Annotated in this window: 13 protein-coding genes; 6 read left to right on the top strand and 7 right to left on the bottom strand. The window is 71.4% G+C overall.

Annotated elements, in window-relative coordinates; translation table 11 throughout:
• The first annotated feature begins 159 nt into the window (after positions 1-159).
• The 3 genes from AB0M63_RS29590 (at position 160) to AB0M63_RS29580 (ending at position 3,066) form a co-directional block, all read left to right on the top strand.
• Positions 160-828, top strand: coding sequence for an NAD(P)H-binding protein (locus AB0M63_RS29590; protein WP_355925518.1), 669 nt, complete (start codon positions 160-162; stop codon positions 826-828).
• A 1,243-nt stretch (positions 829-2,071) separates the two neighbouring features.
• Positions 2,072-2,656 (top strand): dihydrofolate reductase family protein, encoded by a 585-nt coding sequence (locus AB0M63_RS29585; protein ID WP_366021583.1) that lies wholly within the window; start codon positions 2,072-2,074, stop codon positions 2,654-2,656.
• Complete coding sequence (locus AB0M63_RS29580) at positions 2,653-3,066, top strand: VOC family protein (protein ID WP_366021582.1); 414 nt, start codon at positions 2,653-2,655, stop codon at positions 3,064-3,066. Before AB0M63_RS29585 ends, AB0M63_RS29580 begins: the two co-directional genes overlap by 4 nt.
• A 64-nt stretch (positions 3,067-3,130) precedes the next feature.
• Here the strand turns inward: AB0M63_RS29580 and AB0M63_RS29575 are convergent, their stop codons facing one another.
• Positions 3,131-4,000 carry an alpha/beta hydrolase gene (locus AB0M63_RS29575; RefSeq protein ID WP_366021597.1) on the bottom strand — a complete coding sequence of 290 codons (870 nt, stop codon included), beginning with the start codon at positions 3,998-4,000 and terminating at the stop codon, positions 3,131-3,133.
• A gap of 207 nt (positions 4,001-4,207) precedes the next feature.
• Between AB0M63_RS29575 and AB0M63_RS29570 the strand changes: the two genes are divergently transcribed.
• Positions 4,208-4,768 carry a hypothetical protein gene (locus AB0M63_RS29570; protein ID WP_366021581.1) on the top strand — a complete coding sequence of 187 codons (561 nt, stop codon included), beginning with the start codon at positions 4,208-4,210 and terminating at the stop codon, positions 4,766-4,768.
• Positions 4,769-4,802: 34 nt separating this feature from the next.
• Here the strand turns inward: AB0M63_RS29570 and AB0M63_RS29565 are convergent, their stop codons facing one another.
• Complete coding sequence (locus AB0M63_RS29565; protein WP_366021596.1) at positions 4,803-7,457, bottom strand: glycosyl hydrolase; 2,655 nt, start codon at positions 7,455-7,457, stop codon at positions 4,803-4,805.
• Positions 7,458-7,931: 474 nt separating this feature from the next.
• Between AB0M63_RS29565 and AB0M63_RS29560 the strand changes: the two genes are divergently transcribed.
• Together AB0M63_RS29560 and AB0M63_RS29555 are read left to right on the top strand one after the other, a co-directional pair.
• Complete coding sequence (locus AB0M63_RS29560; protein ID WP_366021580.1) at positions 7,932-8,594, top strand: hypothetical protein; 663 nt, start codon at positions 7,932-7,934, stop codon at positions 8,592-8,594.
• A gap of 71 nt (positions 8,595-8,665) precedes the next feature.
• Positions 8,666-10,951: a tetratricopeptide repeat protein gene (locus AB0M63_RS29555; protein ID WP_366021579.1), complete on the top strand. Its 2,286-nt coding sequence runs from the start codon at positions 8,666-8,668 to the stop codon at positions 10,949-10,951.
• 10 nt (positions 10,952-10,961) lie between these two features.
• Here the strand turns inward: AB0M63_RS29555 and AB0M63_RS29550 are convergent, their stop codons facing one another.
• Genes AB0M63_RS29550 through AB0M63_RS29530 form a run of 5 tightly spaced genes read right to left on the bottom strand, consistent with a single transcriptional unit; the run spans position 10,962 to position 18,725 of the window.
• A complete protein-coding gene (locus AB0M63_RS29550) occupies positions 10,962-11,507 on the bottom strand; it encodes a hypothetical protein (protein WP_366021578.1) in 546 nt (181 codons plus the stop codon).
• A complete protein-coding gene (locus AB0M63_RS29545) occupies positions 11,504-14,014 on the bottom strand; it encodes a tetratricopeptide repeat protein (RefSeq protein ID WP_366021577.1) in 2,511 nt (836 codons plus the stop codon). The genes AB0M63_RS29550 and AB0M63_RS29545 overlap by 4 nt, the downstream gene beginning before the upstream one ends.
• On the bottom strand, positions 14,011-14,559 hold the full coding sequence (locus AB0M63_RS29540) for a hypothetical protein (protein ID WP_366021576.1): 549 nt from the start codon (positions 14,557-14,559) through the stop codon (positions 14,011-14,013). The genes AB0M63_RS29545 and AB0M63_RS29540 overlap by 4 nt, the downstream gene beginning before the upstream one ends.
• Entirely contained in the window at positions 14,552-16,171 is a 1,620-nt protein-coding gene (locus AB0M63_RS29535; protein WP_366021575.1) for a hypothetical protein, read from the bottom strand. The genes AB0M63_RS29540 and AB0M63_RS29535 overlap by 8 nt, the downstream gene beginning before the upstream one ends.
• Positions 16,164-18,725 carry a TIR domain-containing protein gene (locus tag AB0M63_RS29530; protein ID WP_366021574.1) on the bottom strand — a complete coding sequence of 854 codons (2,562 nt, stop codon included), beginning with the start codon at positions 18,723-18,725 and terminating at the stop codon, positions 16,164-16,166. Before AB0M63_RS29530 ends, AB0M63_RS29535 begins: the two co-directional genes overlap by 8 nt.
• Positions 18,726-18,728 lie beyond the last annotated feature (3 nt).

The following is an 18,728-nucleotide window of genomic DNA, read 5'->3' as shown; positions in this document are numbered from 1 at the left end:
GGGTGCGAGGGCGTCCTCGAAGGTGAGGAAACCCCGGAAGGACAGGCCCTGTTCGTCGGCCGGGCCGTATGCGCGGGTGCGGGCGGGGACTTCGGCCGGCACTCCCGCCCGTAAGGCACCCCCCGTCCGCCGACTCACCCCCCCCCACCGGGAGCACCCATGCGCGTGGTCATCTTCGGAGCGTCCGGAATGGTGGGACAGGGCGTACTGCGCGCCTGCCTCCAGGACCCGGGCATCGACCAGGTCCTGCTCGTCGTACGCACACCCCTGAATGTCGAAGACCCGAAAATCCGGGAGATCGTACACACCGACCTCGGCGACCTCACCGCGATCCAGGGCGAACTGGAGGGACTCGACGCCTGCTTCTTCTGCCTGGGGATCTCCTCCTCCGGCCGCGACGAGGAGACCTACACCCGTATCACCCACGACTTCACCCTGGCCGCCGCCCGCGCCGTCAGCGCCGGCAACCGCACGCTGACCTTCACCTACGTGTCCGGGGAGGGGACCGACAGCACCGAATCAGGCACCACCATGTGGGCACGGGTCAAAGGCCGCACCGAGAACGAACTCCTCGCCATGCCCCTCCACGCCTACATGTTCCGGCCCGCCTACATCCAGCCGCGTCACGGCGCCCTCTCCAAGACGGCCTCCTACCGCCTCGCCTACCGGCTCACCTCCTGGCTCTACCCCCTGCTGCACCGGCTCGCCCCCGCACACACGACCACCACCGAACACCTCGGACGCGCGATGATCGCCGTCGTAGGTCTCCACGGCACCGGCCCGTCGGTCCTCCACAGCCCCGACATCAACCGGCTCGGCACCGCATGAAACACAAGACACCAGCACCCGTGCGCCGCGATCCCCGCACAACACGACAACCACCAACACACGACAGAACACCAGCACATGGCGGGGCAGGACACGACAGGACGGTGACCTCGGTGGTCGTGTCGGACACGAGGAATTGGGAGACGGCACGTCCGGAGCCGGTACAGGCCGACAGCAGGTGCGTGGCGCCGTCGGTGTCGGGGTGCGGGCGCCCGTCGACGACACCCCGGGCACCGAGCGGCCCGCGGGAGGTGACGCCCGAACGGGCGGGACAGGACTGCGGAGCATTGCGTGCCCACTGGCCGATGCCCAAGCAGCAGCGGCCTCCGGCCGGCACCGCGCAGACCGCAGTAAGTAGCTCCGGGCCCAGCGAGTGCCAACGCCCGCGGCGGCGGCGCGGGGCGGACAGCGTCGCCAACCGCGCGACAACATCGGTCAGTTCACGCCGTCACCCACGATCCCGCGCACCTCACCGATGAGGACGAGAGGATTCTCGACACCCTCACAGCAGACGGCCGCGCCAGTCTCGTCGACCTCGCCACAGCCGCGGACTCCACCCCAGGGCGCGTATCACGCCGCCTTCACACCTTGCCCCTGCGCCGCGTCGTCCACATCGACGTCGAGATCGCCGTAGCCGCCTTGGGCAATCACGCCGGGGCAAATCTCTGGCTGCGCGTTCATCCGTCGGTGGTGAAGCAGGTCGGACGCACCCTCGCGCAGCAACCCGAGACCGCCTTCGCCGCAGCCGTCTCCGGCCCTGCACCATCCATGCCGTCCCACGCTGCCGAGACCGAGACGAACTATGCGAATTCACTACGGACCGCATCGGATTCCTGGCCGACCCGCACAGCATGGAAGTCTCACCCGTCCTGCAACACGTCAAGCAGGTCGGCACGCCGCTGTCCGGGGGTCGCCTCGTCGACACACCACACGCGAACGTAATCGGAAGCGTCTGGTCAACGGCCGAACTGCTGTGCGTCGCACCAGCCGCAAGCCGTGATCCTGGTCGTGGGGTCACAGTGTCGCTTCTGCGCTCGTCGAACGCTGCGGAAGCCACGCGGCCCGAACGACCGCAATGACCCACGGACCATGACTCCCGCCCCCTCGGGCCGCCCGGCAGACCGGCACGCCGCGGACCGATGAGTTCCCCGCTCGCCTGAAGTCTCCCTTGTGACTTCCCGCCCCGCCGGGCGGATCACGCAGCGCCGGATCCCGGTGTCATGGAGGAGAGATGGAGGGCAGGATGAACAATCCGATCCGGCTGTACATGTCGATGTCGCTCGACGGCTATATCGCCGGCCCGGACGACCGCCCGGGGCAGGAACTCGGGCGCGACGGCGGGCGCCTCTTCAACTGGCTCGACGACCGGGAGTCCGACGGTCCCAGTGGCCAGGTCTACCGCGAGGCGCTGGCGACCGGCGCGGTGATCTCCGGCCGCCGGACCTTCGAACTCGCCGGACGCTGGCAGGGTGATCACCACAACGGCGTGCCGATCTTCGTGCTCACCCACCAGGTGGACGACGGGGACGTGCCACCCGGGCACGCGCGTTTCGTCACCGACGCCCAGACCTGCGCCCGTCAGGCACGCGCAGCCGCAGGAGACCGTCCGGTCATGGTCCACGGAGCGGGAGCGGCCCAAGCGCTTCTGCGAGCCGGGCAGGTGGACGAGATGGAGATCCACCTGGTTCCGGTCCTCCTCGGCTACGGCCGACGACTCTTCGACCACCTGGGCAGCGACCACATCGAACTCGACCTCGTCCGACAGCTCAAGGACCGCGACGTCACGCACCTCCGCTACCGGGTGCGCCGACCCGAGGAGGCCGCGTGAAGACGCTCTTCGTCTCCTACCGCGTCACCGACCTGGACCGCTCGCTCGGTTTCTACACCGCCCTGGGCTACGCCGAACTGGGCAGGGTCGACATCGGCGACGGGGCTCGCCTCGTGATCCTCAAGTTCCCCGGTGAACCGGCGGCCTCCCTCGAACTGGTCCACCGCCCCGGCGACGAACCAGTCGACGTGGGCAGCGGTTTCGACCACCTCGCAATCCAGGTGGAGAAGCTCACCACCACCCTGCAGACGCTGACCGGAGCCGGCCTGAGGCCCGAACCCCTCCAGCACCCGGCCGGCCCCCACGGCCCGAAGACGTCATGGCTGACCGACCCGGACGGTTACCGCATCGAGCTGGTCGAGTGGCCGTCCGGACATGCAGACGGCATCACCGCAGCAGACTTCGCCTGAGACGACACGGCCCGCGGACCGACAAAACCTCCCTCCCCCGGCGCAACGCAGGCCCCGAGGTTTCTCACTCAGGCCGTCCGGCGAAGAAGTCCGCAAGGGAAGACGCGAGCGCCTGTGGAGCGTCTTCGGCCACATGATGGCCGGAGTCGATGCCGTGGCCTCGCACGTCCGGGGCCCACTGCCGCCAGATCTTCACCGGGTCCCCGTACAGGTCCTCCAGGTCGTCCCGGAGCGACCAGAGAATCAGCGCCGGGCACCGGATCCGTACCCCGGCCGCGCGGTCGTCCTCCTCGTGCCGCCGGTCGACGGTGAGACCCGCCCGGTAGTCCTCCAGCATTGCCCGCACGACGTCGGGGTTTCGCGTGGCCGCGCGCCACTCCTCGTAGTTCTCCCGCCCCATGCTCTGGGGATCACCGCGGTACCAGCCATCCGGATCGGCGTTGATGACCCGCTCGGGAATATCCGGCTGGGCGAAGAAGAACCAGTGCCACCACTGCGTAGCGAACTCGGTCGTGATGCGGGACAGGTGTTCGGTGACGGGCAGGCAGTCGATCAGCGCCACCCGCGAGACCGCCTCGGGACGATCGAGCGCAAGACGCAGCGCGACACTGCCCCCACGGTCGTGCCCGGCGAGCGCGAACCTGGCATGACCGAGAAAGCGCATCACCTCGACCACGTCACCGGCGACAGCCCGCTTGGAGTATCCCGCGTGGTCCGCGGTAGGCGCAGGACCGGTGGACCGGCCGTAGCCCCGGAGATCGGGACAGACCACGGTGAAACCGTGTCGGACGAGGAGCGGGGCGACGCGATGCCAGGTCGCAGATGTCCGAGGGTGTCCGTGCAGCAGCACCAGCGGCGGCCCTTCCCCGCCGTAGCGGACGAGAATCGATGCCTCACCGACCTGAACCCGCCTGGTCTCAAAGCCCTCGAACACCGACACAGCGTTCCTCCTGCCCCCGTAGAACCCGTAGAACCCGTAGAACCCGTAGACACAACCGCCTGATTCGTCGACCGTTTCGTTCGAATGCCAGGAGCAAGGCCTTGCCACGGATGACAATCCGAGCCAGACGATGTCCAGGACAGTTCCAGCCTGAGTCGGCATGCTGGTGGTCGTACGTGCGGTTCGGGCCGGGAGGCGCTGATGCGGTGGTGGGCCGGGTGGTGCGTGGTCGCCGGAGTGGCCCTGCTGGCCGCGTGCGGCTCATCGGCGGGCGGGGGCGGGGCAGGCGCGTCCGGGAGCCGCTCGTCCGAGCCGTCGGCCGGTACGTCCGCAAGCTCGTCCGTGGGCTCGTCGGGCGCCGCGTCTGGGAGTGCGACCGGAGGCGGTCCGTCGTCGTCCCCCACCACCTCCGCGTCACCGGCGGGCTGCGCCGCCGGCCACACCGACGTCACCGTCTCCCCCGGTGACGCGGCCGAGCAGCAGCTGTGCGTGCGGCCGGGGACAGTGGTCTCCCTTGTCCTGCGGCCCCGCGTGGACGACAAGCTGTGGACGGCCGTACACAGCTCGGCGCCCGCTTTCGTGCTGCTCTCCGGATGGCGCGTGGACGCGGACGGCACCGCCCATGCCACCCTGCGGTGCGCGACCGTACGACCGGGTGCGGGCGACGTCAGCGTGACGGCGAAGGCGCCGGACGTGGCGGGAGCGGCGCGCCCGGCGTTCACCCTGCACGTGAGCGTGGTCCCGTACTCGACGCAGGGGTGACCCCGGCCGGGGTCACCCCTGCGTCACTGCTGCCTCAGTGGCAGTCGCGCACGTCGATCGTGTAGATGCCGCGGCCGTGCGTGGCCGCGTACAGCGTCCTGCCGTCCGGGCTCAGCTTGAGCTGCAGCACCGCGACCGCCGGGAGGTTCCCGACGCGCTCCCAGGTCGTACGGCCCGGCGCGCGGTAGACGACGCCGAGGTCGGTGGCGACGGCGAGGCCGCCGTTCGGTGTGACGACCGCGGAGTCGGTCGGCACGTCGGGGAGGTTCTTCGAGATGTCCTTCCAGGTGGTGCCCCCGTCGATGGACTCGAAGACGTGGCCGACGCCGGCGCCGGGGCCCTCGGTCCATTGCCGGGAGAAGCCGCTGACGGTGAGGTAGACGTGGTCGGCGTTCTTCGGGTCGATGGCGAAGCCGCTGAGGTAGCGGTTGGGCACGGTGCCGTCCGTGCCGGTGGCCGGGAGGGTGATGTCGTGCCAGCCGGTGCCGTCCGCGTTGCCGACGGAGATGCCGCGGGCGAAGCCCTGGTTGTTGCAGGGACCGCACCAGGCCGCGTACACCTTGCCGCCCGAGGCCGCGACGGCGGTGGCGGTGCGGCCGGCGCCGAGGTCGTACACGCTGGTCCACTCCGAACCGCTGCGGATGGCGTAGCCGTGGGTCTGCACCCACATGTGGCGGCCGCCGGCGATCCAGGTCGAGCTGTTCTTCGCGTCGGCCGCGAGCGGGGCGATGAAGCGGGCCTCGCCGGTCGCGTTGTCGGCGGGGGCGACGCTGTACGACGTGGCCTTGCTCGGGTCGGTGATCCAACTGCCGTCGTTCACGGCGCAGTTCTGGGTCACCTGGATGGCGAGGTAGACGTACTCCTCGGCGATGTCGCAACCGTTGGCCGGGTCGGTGAGGGTGTCGCCGCCGTCGCCGCCGAAGTTGGAGCCCATCACCTTGTCGTTGCTGCGCAGGATGGACTGGCCGTTGTCCTGGAGGCCGCCGGTGACGGAGACGCCGCCGTAGGTGAGGTCCTTGCCGACGCCCACCGAGTAGTACTGGAGGGTGTCGATGGTGCCGTCGTTGAGGGACGCCCAGTCGGTGGCGTGGCCGGAGGAGTCCTGGGAGCCGTTGAGCGGGCGCTTGTAGGCGCCGCCGTCGTTGCCGACGTAGACGAAGCTCCTGCCGTGGTAGCTGCCGATCGCGACACCGTGCTGGTCGGAGTGGGTGGTCGGGCTGCAGTCGCCGGTCTGCTTGGCCGGGTCGATGCTCCAGCAGGGGAAGGAGAAGTTCCAGTACGGGCCGACGGTCGACCAGGTGCTGCCGCCGTCCTTCGTCTCGTAGACCTCCTCGAGTCCGGCGTAGACATGCTCAGCGTTCGCCGGGTCGACGGTCAGGAACTGGTTGTACCAGGCCTGCACGCCGGGCATGTAGCCGCTGGAGGTGAGCGCCGAACCGTCCGCGGCCAGTCCCTTGTAGTCGGCGATCTTCGTCCAAGGCCCGGTCGGGGAACCGGACTTGGAGACGTAGATGCCCTCGAGGCCGCTGTCCGGGTTGGTGTTGAGCTGTTCCGGGGACTGGTCGATGGCGTAGTAGCGCGAACCGTCGGCGGAGCGGGCGAAGGTGACGTTGCCGACGTCGTCCGGGTCGGCCGGCAGGTCGCCCAGGCCGCTGGTGATCCGGGTCCAGGTTCCGCCCGCGCCCTTGGTGTAGAAGCCGTTGTAGTCGTCACCGCTGCGCCAGCCGACCGCGAGGACCACCTTGGACGGGTCCTTGGGGTCGATCGCGATGTCGTTGGCGATGTTCTTGTACGCGGCCGACTCGTCGTTCGCAAGTGAACCGCCCGGCAGATAGTCGGGGTTGGGCGCGAACTCCAGCTTCCAGGCGCCCTTGAGGGTCTTGGTGGAGTGGCTCCACACACCCTCGCTGGTCGCCGCCCACACCTTGCCGCCGCCGAAGCGCAGCTCGTGGATGGTGGTGGACTCCAGTTCGTCGCCGCCGACCCGGCTGCGGGCGGAGAACGTGCCGTGGTGCGGGTCGGACAGGACGTAGACGCCGCTGCCGAGGTAGGCGTCCGCGTTGGTCGTCGCCTCGCCGGTGCCGAGCCACAGTCGGCCGCCGCCGTCCAGTGCGAGCGCCCCGGTGGACTGCGAGGGCAGCTTGTCGCTGACGGGCTGCCAGTGCCCTCCTCCGGAGTGCGAGCGCCACACGCCGCCGCCCGCGCTCCCCGCGTAGACGTACCCGTCGTCATCGGCGGCCATCGCGGCCATCCGGCCGGTGACATTGCCCGAGCCGCCGCTGGAGTTGGAGTCGATGTCGCGGTAGCGCGGGTCGTCGGAGTTGTACGGCAGGTCGGTGACGTTCTTCCAACTGCCGCCGGTGGATGGCAGGTTGGTGAGGCTGGTCCAGGCGGCACCGTATGCGCCGGGTGCGACGACGCCGGGCGAGGTGCGGGCCTCGGCGTACTGGTCCGCGCCCTCGGCGATCTCGTCGGCCTCGTTGCCGTCGTCACCGTCCTCTCCCGCGGCCTTGGGGCTGAGCGCACCCACCGACTGCTCGCGTTCCTTGGCGACCTGCGCGAGCGCGCGGGCCCCGAAGGGGCTGCCGCTCCGTCCGGACGCTGCGCCCGCCGGTATCGCGACGAGAGCGGCGGACGCTGTGATGGCGCATATCGTGAGCCATCGTCTCTTACGGGTTGATGCTGACACCGAGTCCTCCCACAGGGGCAGTTCGTACAGCCGTCGCAGGTGACCCGACCACGGGCGGGTGCGGGTGTCCCGTGGCTTGAAGAAGTCTTTGTCAAGCACCTGTCACCTGGGGTGCCAACTCGCGTCTGTGTCCTCGCTGTGACGGTCCGACGCGCAGGAGGGAGGCTTGGCGTAGGAGCGTTCGCCACGGCCGCCGTGCCGCAAGAGTGCGCGGTGGCGCACCTCGGCGAGATCGGCGCGAAGGCGGCCGCGACAACCCGGGCGTCCGCGCCGAGCGTGCGTACCGGCCCATCCCGTTCGCCGGCCTCGCGGCACCGCCCGCCGGTCGCGAGCCGTTGGCCTTCCAGGCTCCCCCTGCGCCTGTGGCGCGCCCCGCCGAGCGGTGTCTGCTCCCGCTCGTGCACCCCGCCCGGTGTGCGGAATTCCTGGTAGGGCAGCATCTGCTCAGCTATCGCCTGCCCGTGAGGGGACGTCATGCGCTCCACCCGCCTCGCAGCTTCGCCTGCGCTGCTCACCTGCCTGCTGCTGGCGGGCTGTTCGTCCGTCCCGCTGGGTACATCGGATCCGTCGTCCCCCGGCGCGTCGGCCCCGTCCCCGTCGGGTGCTGCGGGCGCCGGGCATCCGATCGCGGTGGGGGCCGGCCCGCAGAAGAAGTACACCGTGCAGCAGCAGCCCGCGGCGGGCAGCTGTCACTACCGGTACGAGAAGGGGGAGCCGCTGGAGGACCCGAAGTGCACCCCGGGAGCGATCTCTCCCGCGGTCACCCAGGCGAACCTGAAGTCGACGATATGCCGCAAGGGCGGCTACACGTCCGGCATCCGGCCCTCCACGTACGTCACGGGCAAGGAGAAGAAGCTCAACGCCGCCTCCTACGGCTACACCGGGAACATGGGCGACGCCGAGTACGACCACGAGATCAGCCTGCAACTCGGCGGCGACCCCAACGACCCGCGCAACCTGTGGGTCGAGCCCCCGGACCCCGGCCACAAGAAGGGCGGCGGGGTCAACAACCTGAAGGACCCGGTGGAGACGAAGCTGCACACCGCGGTCTGTGCCGGCAAGGTCACCCTCGCCCAGGCACAGAAGGCGATCGTCACCGACTGGACCACCGCCCTGAGCAGCCTCGGCCTGAACTGACCACCACCGGCAGGGGCATCGGGCTCACCCTGGAGCCCTCCCGTGTCGCAGGCACCCCCAGGTCGGCCGACGTGACCGTCGGACTGTCGATCCCCGTCGAGGGGTATGTCTGGGAAGGCCCGTCCATGCCCGTCCTGAGCCGCTGGAGCGAGCTTCCCCGGGAGTGGACCGAGCCGCCGGCACCGTGGGAGGGGGAACCAATGGCGCGCGACGACAGGGCAGGTCCGCACCCGCCCGGTGTGGAGAACCGGCTCGACGGACGGGCAGGCACCGTCGTACAGACGGGTGTGGTCCGCGGCGACGTGCACATCCATGCGGAGCGCACCGCCGCTCCGGTACCCCGACAACTTCCCATGGGCACACGGCGGTTCACCGGCCGGACGGCGGAGTCGGCATGGCTCGACGCCGTCTTGGCGGACGCTTCCCCGCTGCCCGCCCTGGCCGTGGTGTCGGGCACCGCGGGCGTGGGCAAGACGGCGCTCGTCGTCGCCTGGGCCCACCGTGTGGTCGACGCATTTCCCGACGGCCAGCTGTACATCGATCTGCGCGGATACGGTCCTGATCAACCGGTGTCGGCCCAGGCGGCGTTGGCCGGGTTCCTCCGGGCGCTGGACGAGGCGGGATCCGAGAGCGACACGACGCTCGAGGACCGTGCGGCGCGCTACCGGACCGCCGTCAGCGGTCGCCGGCTGCTGATCGTGCTGGACAACGCGGCGTCCGAGGAGCAGGTGCGCCCCCTGTTGCCGGGGGCGTCCTCCTCGGTCGTGGTGGTCACCAGCCGCCAGCCGCTGACGGGTCTGGCGGTGCAGTACGCGGCGAAGCTCCTCTCGGTGGGCAGGCTGCCGGCCCACGACGCGGTCGAGTTGCTGGAGAAGAGCCTGGGCGAGCGGGTCTCCCGGGAGCGCGAGGCCGCCGCGTCGCTGGCGCGCCGCTGCACGGGCCTTCCCCTGGCCCTGCGGATCGCGGCGGAGCACGCCGCCGACCGGCCGGCACTCCCACTGACCGCGCTCGCCGCGGAACTCGACGACGAGCGGACCCGGCTGGACGTGCTCGACTCCGGCGACGACCCACGCTCCGCCGTGCGGACGGTCTTCTCCTGGTCCTATCACCGGCTGGAAGACGCGGCCGGTGGGCTCTTCCGCGCGCTGGGACTCCATCCCGGGTACGGCGTCGACGCGTACGCCGCGGCGGCCCTCATGGGCATCAGCCCGGACACCGGGCGCGGCGCGGGCACCGGCCACCGGACTGCCGTGGCCCTGCTCGTGCGGCTGGCGCGGGCCCAGATGATCGCGGAGTCCGCCCCCGGCCGTTTCGACATCCATGACCTGCTGCGCGTCTACGCCCGCGAACTCGGCGAGGCCCTCGACGACGACACCGCCCGACAGGCCTCTCTGTGCCGTCTGTTCGACTACTACCTGCACACCGCCGACCGGGCCGACCGCGTCCTGAACCGGCATCGGTACCGGATGCCACTCGACGGCGTGCCCGCACCGGGACCCCGGATCGACGACTACGGCTCCGCGTTGAGCTGGCTCGACGAGGAGCGGCGCAACCTGGTGGCCCTGTGCCGCCTGGACCGACCGGAGTTGGACGGACGGCGCTGGCAGTTGGCCTATGTTCTGCGCGGCTACTTCTTCCTGACGAAGCGCTGGGACGACTGGATCGAGACGCACTCACTCGCCCTGGCCGCCTGCCGGCGTTCCGGAGACCGGGGTGCGGAGGCCATCACCCACAACAACCTCGGACGAGCGATGCTGGAGAGGGGCCGGCACGACGAGGCGGCCGAACACTACGCGTGCGCCCTGCGGCTCTACGAGGAGGTGGGTGACCGGCACGGGCTCAGCGACATGCTGGCCAACCGGGCCGTCATGCTGCGGGGGCGGGGGAAGTACGCGGAAGCCCTGCGGGACAACCACCGGGCGCTGGACTTCTACCGGCAGGAGGCGGCCGCCCGGAAGATCGCCATCACCTTGCGGGCCATCGCGCTCAACGAGTTGGCGCTGGGCCGCTTCGCCGACGCCGTACGCCATGTCGAGGAGGCGCTGGAGGGCTTCCTCGCTCTGGACCTCCACCAGGAGGCGGCCAAGGGTCTCAGCACTTTGGGTCTCGTCCTGCACCGGGCGGGCGAGGACGACCGGGCTCAGGAGGCGTACCTACGGGCACTCGACGTCGCCCGAGACTGCGGCAGCACCTACGAGGAGGCGCGGGCGCTGCACCGGCTCGGTGCCGTGGCCGCCGCCCACCACGACACCGGGACGGCACGCGGTCACTGGACGCGGGCCCTGGCCCTGTACCAAGGGCTCGGGACCGCGAAGGCCGACAGGGTCGCGGCGGACCTGGCGACGCTGGACCGGTAAGGGGGACGGTTCAGGCGTCGGACTCCTCGTCACCGTCCTCGATCCGGCCGTGGATCCAGCGGTGCAGCGCCTCGGCGATCCGCACGGCGTCGGGGTCGACGGCTCCGGGGGACGTCGCGAGTTCGACCAGTCCGTCATGGGCGTCGTCGATCAGCACCTGTGCCGCTTCCAGCTGTCCGTCCAACTGGTCAGCGGCGGCGAGCGCGTGCGCGAGCAGACAGGTCGCCAGCAGCGCCCGCGGATGATCGGGCCCATGGGCCGCCGTCTCCTCCTCCTGCAGGGCTACGGCCCGTTCGAGCGCCTCCGCCAGCAGGTCGACGTGATCCCCCTCCAGCCTGACCTCCTCCGGGCCGGTTCCTGGCGGTAGTTCGCTCGGCGCCGGTCGGTTCGCCGCTGTCGCGTCCTGGCCGGCGGAGTGGGACAGCCCGTGTCCCAGCACGTTCAGCAGTGTCGCCACGGTGCCTGGATGCCCGGCGCCCTGTACGTCGAGCCGCCGCGCGTAGACGGCCACATACGGGTTTTCGCTCCTGGCGACGCCGTTCTGTTCCGATGTCACGACAGACCTTCCTCCGCGATGATCGTGTTCTCCCAGGCGTCGAGGGTGTCCGGGTGGTGTTCCCCCAGAACCGCTCGCCGCCCCTCCCACACCGTGCGGAAGGCGTCGCGTGCCTCGTCCTTCCTCCCCAGCGCCAGAAGGTTCTTCCCGAGGGTGTTCATGATGTCGAGCGCGCCCAGTGCCTCCCAGGACGTCGGCCCCTTGGCCTTCGCGGCGCGCCGCCACAGGACGTGGGCCCCACGGGCGTACCGGACGGCGGTCAGCCGCATCCGTCGGCGGGTCGCGTCGGTGTCGCCGCACCTTCCGACGGCGATGACCAGGTTCCCCAGTGCGCGCAGTGTGTCGGGGTCCGTCAGTCCCGTCCCGTCGCGCAGCGCCCGGTAGACCTCGGTGTGCAGCAGGCGCGACGCCTCGTGCTCGCCGAGGGCGCCGAGGGTGTTCGCCAGGTTGTCCTGAGCGGTGAGCGTCTCCCGTGCCGCCGGCCCGAGCAGGGCCCGCATCCGGGATACGACGTCCTCCTGGAGACCGCGCGCTGCCGAGAACTGTCCGTACCGGAAGTGGGCCGAGGCGAGATGGAGCCGGACGACGAGCCGGGTGTACTCGTCGCACTCCGGTGCTTCCTCGCAGGCCTCGGCCAGCGGGGCGTAGAGCCCCAACGAGGCCTCTCCGTCGCCCAGTTGTTCGTACGCCCGGCCGGCCTCGTCGAGCAGATACCTCTCGTCGGCGCCGATACTCCACTGGTCCGTGCCCGCCAGCAGTCCCGTCACCGCTCGTACGTGCGGCAGACCGCGCGCGACCGCACGGTGGGTGAACGAGTGCCGCGTGGCGCCGAGGGCCCGCGTCAGCGCGACCACGGCCGCGTCGCGGAGCTTTCGCCGTGTCGGCGGTGGATTCAGCACGCGGGTCGCGCGGGCGACCAGCGGGTGCACCGTGCAGGCACGGGGGTCCGGTGTGCCGTCCTTACCGTCGGTGCCGTCCGCGAGTTCTGTCGGATCCGTCGATTCCGTCGGCTCCGTGAGTTCGGCCAGTCCGTGGCGCACCGCGTGTGCGAGGCCGTCCGCCGTGCGCGCCGGTCCGCCGGGAGCGCCGGACCCGGCGAGGATCTCGTCGAGCAGCGTGAGCGGCACCGGTTCGGCCGCCAGGACGCCGGTGGCGGACAGCACGTCGCGGCCCGCGTCGGTGAGCCCCCGGAAACTGCGCAGCATGGTCGCCGCGAACGGCCGCGCGTAGCCGGCGGGGAGTTCCGCCCTCAGGTACTGGACGAGTTCCAGCAGGTCGTCCTCCGGATCCGGCGTCGCGAGCTGCCGGTACAGCTCGGCGTACCCCTCGAAATCGTCCTGAGTCGTCAGGCCCGCCGCCAGGGTCAGGCCGAGGGGGTGACCGTGCAGAAGTTCGGTCAGGAGCCTCGCGGCCCGCGTCTCCGCAGGCGCCGCCGGCGGACGGTGACCGGTCAGCAGGGACAGTCCGTCGTACGGATCGAGGCCGCCGAGCACGATCTCCGCCGACACGCCCTTCGTGAACCGTCCGCGGGTGGTCAGCAGCGTCCTGCCGTTCCCGGTCGGCGCGCACAACTCGGGGAGCAGTTCCGCGTCGAAGCCGGAGGGGATGTCGTCCACGATCCACAGATACGGCTGCGCGCGCTTCTTCAACCTGGTTCGCAGCGCCCCGGGGAGACGGTCCGAGCCCAGTTCGTCGGCGGTCAGCCCGAGCGTGCGCCCGATGGCCCGAAGCCCTTGCGTGAACTGGGCGCGCACCGCGTCCGGCGAGGCCCGGACGCGCCGGTCGCTGCCGGAGAGCCGGACCAGGAACACACCGCCGGGGTGGTCCAGGGCGAACAGCCGGGCGTACTGGGCGCACAGCGCGGTCTTGCCCTGCCCGCCCACACCGCTCAGCGACACCACGGGATGTCCCATGTTCCGGGCCTTGTCCATGGCCCGCAGCCCCTCGTGGATCTCCCACAGTTCGGCGTGCCGGCCGTGGAAGTGCCGACCGCCGGGCAGATGTTCGGGGAACCAGTCGGGTGACGACGGCAGGCGGGCGTCGCCGAAGGTGCGGTCGTCCTCGGCCCGCAGCGCGCGCACCCGCTCGGCGATGGCGACGGCCAGCTCCCGAGCGCTCCTGCCCTGGCGTGGAATGCGGTACCGGCTGAGCTCGCTGGGCCGGATGTCGTCCGGCCGCACCCCTGACGTCACGGCCATCACCCGGTCCGTGCGCCCCAGCCGGAAGGCGCGGTCCAGCGCGAGGTGCACTTCCTGCCGACAGTGCGGGCTGCGCGGAAAGCCCGGGCTGACCAACGGGAGCAGCGTGCGCGACGAGAGGAGCGCGGCCCGGATCTCGGGGGCCATCTCGTCCCAGTCGGCCATGCTCGGTTCGTCCTGGAAGACGTTCAGACCGACCTCGGTCAGCGCCTGGTGAAGCTCGTCGGCCAACTCCTTGGAGTCGTCCCAGGCGTAACAGATGAAGACGTCGTACGGCGGTGCGCCGGCGTCCGGCGACGCGGTGGTCATGGCGCGGGCCGGGGTGGGCCGGTGAACCGGATCGAGCCGCCGACGGACAGGGACAGCACCTCGGCGGCGGTCGCGACCGCGGTGGCGAACTCGGCGTAGTCGCCGGGGTGGACGTCATGGGCCAGATGGTCCGGCAGCGGGCTCGCGTCGTGCCGTTCGAGGACGAAGCACAGCCCGGTCGACGCGCTCACGCTGATCGACCGGACGGTGAGTACGCCGGCGAGGACGCGGGCCACCCAGGCGGTGCTGCGGGGAAGCCCGATGGCGTCCACCAGCGCGGCCGCCGTCACCGCGTGGAGCAGTCCGCGCCGGTTCTCGGGCCCGGACGTGTCGATCCACCAGTCCCGGCCGTGGATCTCGAAGTAGCCCGGGGGCCTGGTGCGTTCGTCGTCCCAGGACCGGGCGCAGACCTGGGTGGCGGCGTCGATGAACTCCTCAGGGTCGAGGCCGCTGACGGTTCGCCCGACCGATTCCAGCTCGGCGCGCCGCAGCAGGTGCGCGTCGACGTCCGCATCCTTGAGGACCAGGTCGAGCGGGTCAGACATGGCCACTCCCCAGCGCGTCGAAGCTCACGAACGATTCGGTGGCGAGCAGATTACCGATGACCGCCGTGGCGGCGTCACGAACCGGCTCGAACGGTGCGAGGTCGCTGCTCAGCCGGGGGCCGAGCCGTCTGCCCAGGTACTCGACCATGAGCGCCACGGTGACGTCCTCGGCCAGCACCAGCCACCAGGCGGTGCCCGCGGTGAACAGGAGTGCGGCGCGGCGGCGGCCGGTCTCCTCCACGGTGATCGTGAGGGCGTTGACCTGTCTGTCGTCCCTGACCCAGGCCGGGACGAACCGGTCGGGCTCCACGTCGGCGAGCACGAACAGCGGCCCGAGGGCGCCGAGCGGCTCCAGCCAGCGCCGCGTCCAAGCGGTGTCGACCAGACAGCTCGCGCTCACACAGGCGGCGAGCGGACCGCGGCCGCCCCAGCGCTCGGCCAGTTCGGGCAGCGCGTCCGGCTCCGGCACGAGCGCGTGTCCGACGACCCTGTCGGCGACGGCGCGTACGGCGACCAGGGGCTCGCCCGAGGGCTCCGGCAGGGTGTTGTCCGGCCACCGGTAGAGATCCGCGAGCCGCCGGACCGGTCGGGCGTCCACGATGAGCGCCGGCCGGTCGCCGTGCACGGGCCGCCGCGCGAGTACGTCCACCAGGTCGGCCGGCGTCCGTTCCAGCAGCCGCGCCCGGTGCCGGTCTCCCCCGGCGAGGTCGTGCCGTACCTGTTGGAGCACCGAACTGGCCACGGCGGCGTCGTCCTGCCGTTGTTCGTCGCTCATCGGGACGCGCAGCCCGATGTCGCCGTGGACCGCCTCGACCGAGCTGATCAGTGCCTCGGAGCTCTCCCGATGGCCGTTGAGGTCCAGCGTGCGGGCCCCGGTCGCGTGGATCAGCGACCGCAGATGTTCGTACGCCGCCTCCTCCCAGGCGTCCCACGCGGCGTCGTGGACGCTTGCCGTCGACTCGTACAGGTCGCCGTCGGGCCCGTCGGTGGCCGACGCGGCCGGGCCGAAGCGCTCGGCAAGCATGAGGTCGGCGGCCTCGGCCGCGGCGGCGAGCGCGGCCGGGCCCCGGCGGACGAACCATCTCCAGCGGCTGTCGGGACGGTCAGCGTCGGGCACGTCGGCAAGGCGGAACGCTTCGAGACCGACCTCGTCGACGGTGTCGAGGACCGGGGTCTGCATGCACAGCCGCGCCAGGGCGCTCACCGCCAGTTGCTTGCGACCGGGCCCCGGGATCTCCTGGACCAGCCGCGTGGCCGTGTCGTACAGCCCCACGTAGTCCGGATAGGCGGCGAGCACGCTGTCCAGCACGCCGTGCCGGGCGGCGGCGAGCCGCACACTCGCGAACGTGGCCAGCGATTCATGGGTGGTGCGGCAGGCGTCCAGCAGGTGGACGAAGGCCTGGCCGGCGGCTGCGGGGAGGCGTGCGTAGACGTGCAACGCGCTGCCCCAGGCGGTGACGTCGTTCAGCGTCGCGTGATGCACCTCGTGCAGGTAGACCACGTGGTCGGTGGACTGCTCGACGCCCTGGAGCCGCAGGGTGTAGGCGTGCGGGGTGTAGCGGCCGGTGCTGCCCAGCCCCTCGAAGCACAGCCGGGCCAGATGGTCAGTCATCGTGGTCCGCCTTCCGACGGTCGAGGTGGGCGCGGACCCGGTCACGCGGCGCGTCGTAGTGACCGGGCCGAACAACGGACAGAGCATCGTAGATCGAGAGCGACTCGTCCCACAGTTGTCCCACCTCCGCCCCTTTTCGCTCGTTCTCGGTGAGGAGGAGACCGAGATTGAACAGCGTGCCCGCCAACTGTGATCGGTAGGCGTCCGGTCGGGCGGCGGCCAACGCGCGGCGCAGGGCGAGGGCTTCGCGACCGAGCCGTTCGGCTTCATCGGGGTGGCCCGTCAGATGGGTGACGATCGACAGGTTGTCCAGGACGTCCGCGTACAGCGACCGGAATCGCGTCGGCCGCTCCGTGTGCAGGGGCTCGACGAGCCGGCGGGCATCGGTCGCCGCCGCGAAGGCCGCCGGCATCGCGCGGACCCGGCGGAGCCGGATCGACTGGTTGTGCAGGGCTGTTGCCAGCGCCGCGCCGTGCCGGTCCCCGTCCGGCAGAGCGCGGTACCGGGCAACGGCCGTCTCACCGGCCGCGACAGCCTCGTCCCTGGACGACGGATCGAGGTCTAGCGCCAGCGCCAACGCGGCGTGCGCCTCGGCCAGTTCGGCGTCGACCGAGCCTTGGCCCGCGGCCACGGACTCCACGGGTGCCGGCTCACCGACCGTCAGGGCGGTGAGGGCTCTTACGGCCGAACGGGCCGCTTCCACGGCGTCCGAGGGCCGCTCCCCGAGGTAGGTGAGCCGTACCGAGAGCCGACGGGCCAGCCGGGCCGTGGTGAAGTCACCCGCGTCGGCGTCTCGTGCGCCGAGGGCGCGCTCGGTCGCGTCCACGGCGAACCGGGCCAGGGCGTCGCTGCGCAGCGGCAACGCGTCGACCACGGCGGGGAGTTCGTCCTGCGGGGTGCGGTCCAGGGCGCCGGACATGGCCGAGACCAGGAGCTCGGGTCGAGGTAGGGAGGCCAGCACCGTCAACGCCAGGGGCAGCAGTCGGCCCGGGGCCGCGGCGAGGAAGTCCTCGACGGGACCACTGATCCGGGGATGACGCTCCAGACACCGGCCCAGGTTCCCCAGGGCCCGCCGTGCCTGGTTGTCGGAGACACCGTCCAGGAGGTCCGCGAGCCGGTGGTCGGAGTCCAGGAACTCCGCCACGAACTCCTGCGCCAACTGCTCCGGTTGCAGCGGGTTCAGCGGAGCCGGCCCCGGAAGCACGGTGCGCAGGAGGTCGCGGCAGGAGTCGACGGCATGCACCGGCCCGCCCCGGAACGCCCGCAGGGAGGTCAGCAGGCCGTCCGCCTCCGGCTCGGAGTCCGCTCCGAACAACGTCACCGTCGCCATGACCTCCGCCAGGACGCGATCGCTCGGCACCGGCAGCCCGAACGCTGTCCCCGCCGTGCGCCAGTACGCCCGCTCCAGCCCCAGAATCCGGCGCAGGGGTCGGTCCAACGGCGTGTGCGGGGAAAGGACATGGGTGAGGGCGGCGGCCTGCAGTTCGAGCAGGGTGGGTGTCTCGGGCCGATCGGAAGGGAGGGACGGGAGGGGCAGTCCGAGACGCCGGGCGAACGCGCCGCACGCCGTGGCGAAGTCCTCCTCGGCCGGCCGCAGCGGTGCCAGCGGCAGCGGCACGATGCTGTCCACGAGGTCCGCGACCGCGTCGTCGGCGTCGTCGCGCAGATCGTCCAGCCAGTCACCGTCGGAGCGCGCCAACAGCAGCAGCCGGGCCGGGGCTTGGGGCGCGGCGGCGAGCGAGCGCAGCGCCGCGCGGACCTGTGCCGGACGCGCCTCGGCGTCGTCGAGGACGACCAGGCAGGGGCTGCCGATCTCGCCCAGCCGATCGAGACACTCCGCCGGAGCGGTCACCGACAGCAGCCCGCCGGGCCGGCCCGACCCGCGTACCTGTGCGGCCAGCCGGAGCCCGAGCCGGGTCTTGCCCGCGCCCAGGGCACCCACGAGCAGCTTGACCGGTGGCCCGGCCGGCGCCGAGCACCACTCGGCCAGGAGGTCGAGTTCGCCGCGGTGCCGGAACGGGAGGACCTGGTGCTCGGCGCGGAGCAGAGCGGGCCCGCCGACGTTCTTGGCCGGGGCCGGGTCCATGAGCGTCACCAGGACGAGTTCGGGTACCAGCCGCTCCACCTCGCCGATCAGCCGCAGCAGATCGGTGTCGACGGTACGCGCACGCATCCGCAGGGCGATGTTCCGGGTCAGGGGCGCGATGTCGGCGGGCAGTTCGGCCGTCCTGGGCATCTCCGCCCCGTCCAGCAGCACGGGCAGCACCCGCTTGCCCTGCCCCAGCGCGCGGGCGATCTCCCGCCGGACCCAGTCGCCGGGCTCCCGCAGCAGGGGCAGGTCCTCGCCCACCCACGGCGGGTCGATGAGGGCGATGAGCAGGTCGCACTCGTCGACCCGCCGGTCGATCTCGGTCGGGAAGTGGACGGCCGGCAGATTGGACCGACCGGCCTGGAACACGTTCTCCGGGCCGAACCGGCGGGAGAGTTCACGATCGACGAGCATCGGCGCGTACGACCGCTCGATGTTGCGGTAGCTGAGGAAGATTCCCGGCATGAT

The organism is Streptomyces sp. NPDC051576, assembly GCF_040681835.1.
In the GTDB taxonomy this organism is placed as follows: domain Bacteria; phylum Actinomycetota; class Actinomycetes; order Streptomycetales; family Streptomycetaceae; genus Streptomyces.
The sequence above is the reverse complement of the archived record's forward strand: the minus strand, read 5'-3'. Positions and strand labels throughout refer to the sequence as shown.

What these genes read in the sequence shown, in the direction of transcription:
- AB0M63_RS29590 (WP_355925518.1), top strand. Translation starts at nt 160, where the DNA reads ATGCGCGTGGTCATCTTCGGAGCGTCCGGAATGGTGGGACAGGGCGTA.
- AB0M63_RS29585 (WP_366021583.1), top strand. Translation starts at nt 2,072, where the DNA reads ATGAACAATCCGATCCGGCTGTACATGTCGATGTCGCTCGACGGCTAT.
- AB0M63_RS29570 (WP_366021581.1), top strand. Translation starts at nt 4,208, where the DNA reads ATGCGGTGGTGGGCCGGGTGGTGCGTGGTCGCCGGAGTGGCCCTGCTG.
- AB0M63_RS29560 (WP_366021580.1), top strand. Translation starts at nt 7,932, where the DNA reads ATGCGCTCCACCCGCCTCGCAGCTTCGCCTGCGCTGCTCACCTGCCTG.
- AB0M63_RS29545 (WP_366021577.1), bottom strand. Translation starts at nt 14,014, where the DNA reads ATGACCACCGCGTCGCCGGACGCCGGCGCACCGCCGTACGACGTCTTC.
- AB0M63_RS29540 (WP_366021576.1), bottom strand. Translation starts at nt 14,559, where the DNA reads ATGTCTGACCCGCTCGACCTGGTCCTCAAGGATGCGGACGTCGACGCG.
- AB0M63_RS29535 (WP_366021575.1), bottom strand. Translation starts at nt 16,171, where the DNA reads ATGACTGACCATCTGGCCCGGCTGTGCTTCGAGGGGCTGGGCAGCACC.
- AB0M63_RS29530 (WP_366021574.1), bottom strand. Translation starts at nt 18,725, where the DNA reads ATGCCGGGAATCTTCCTCAGCTACCGCAACATCGAGCGGTCGTACGCG.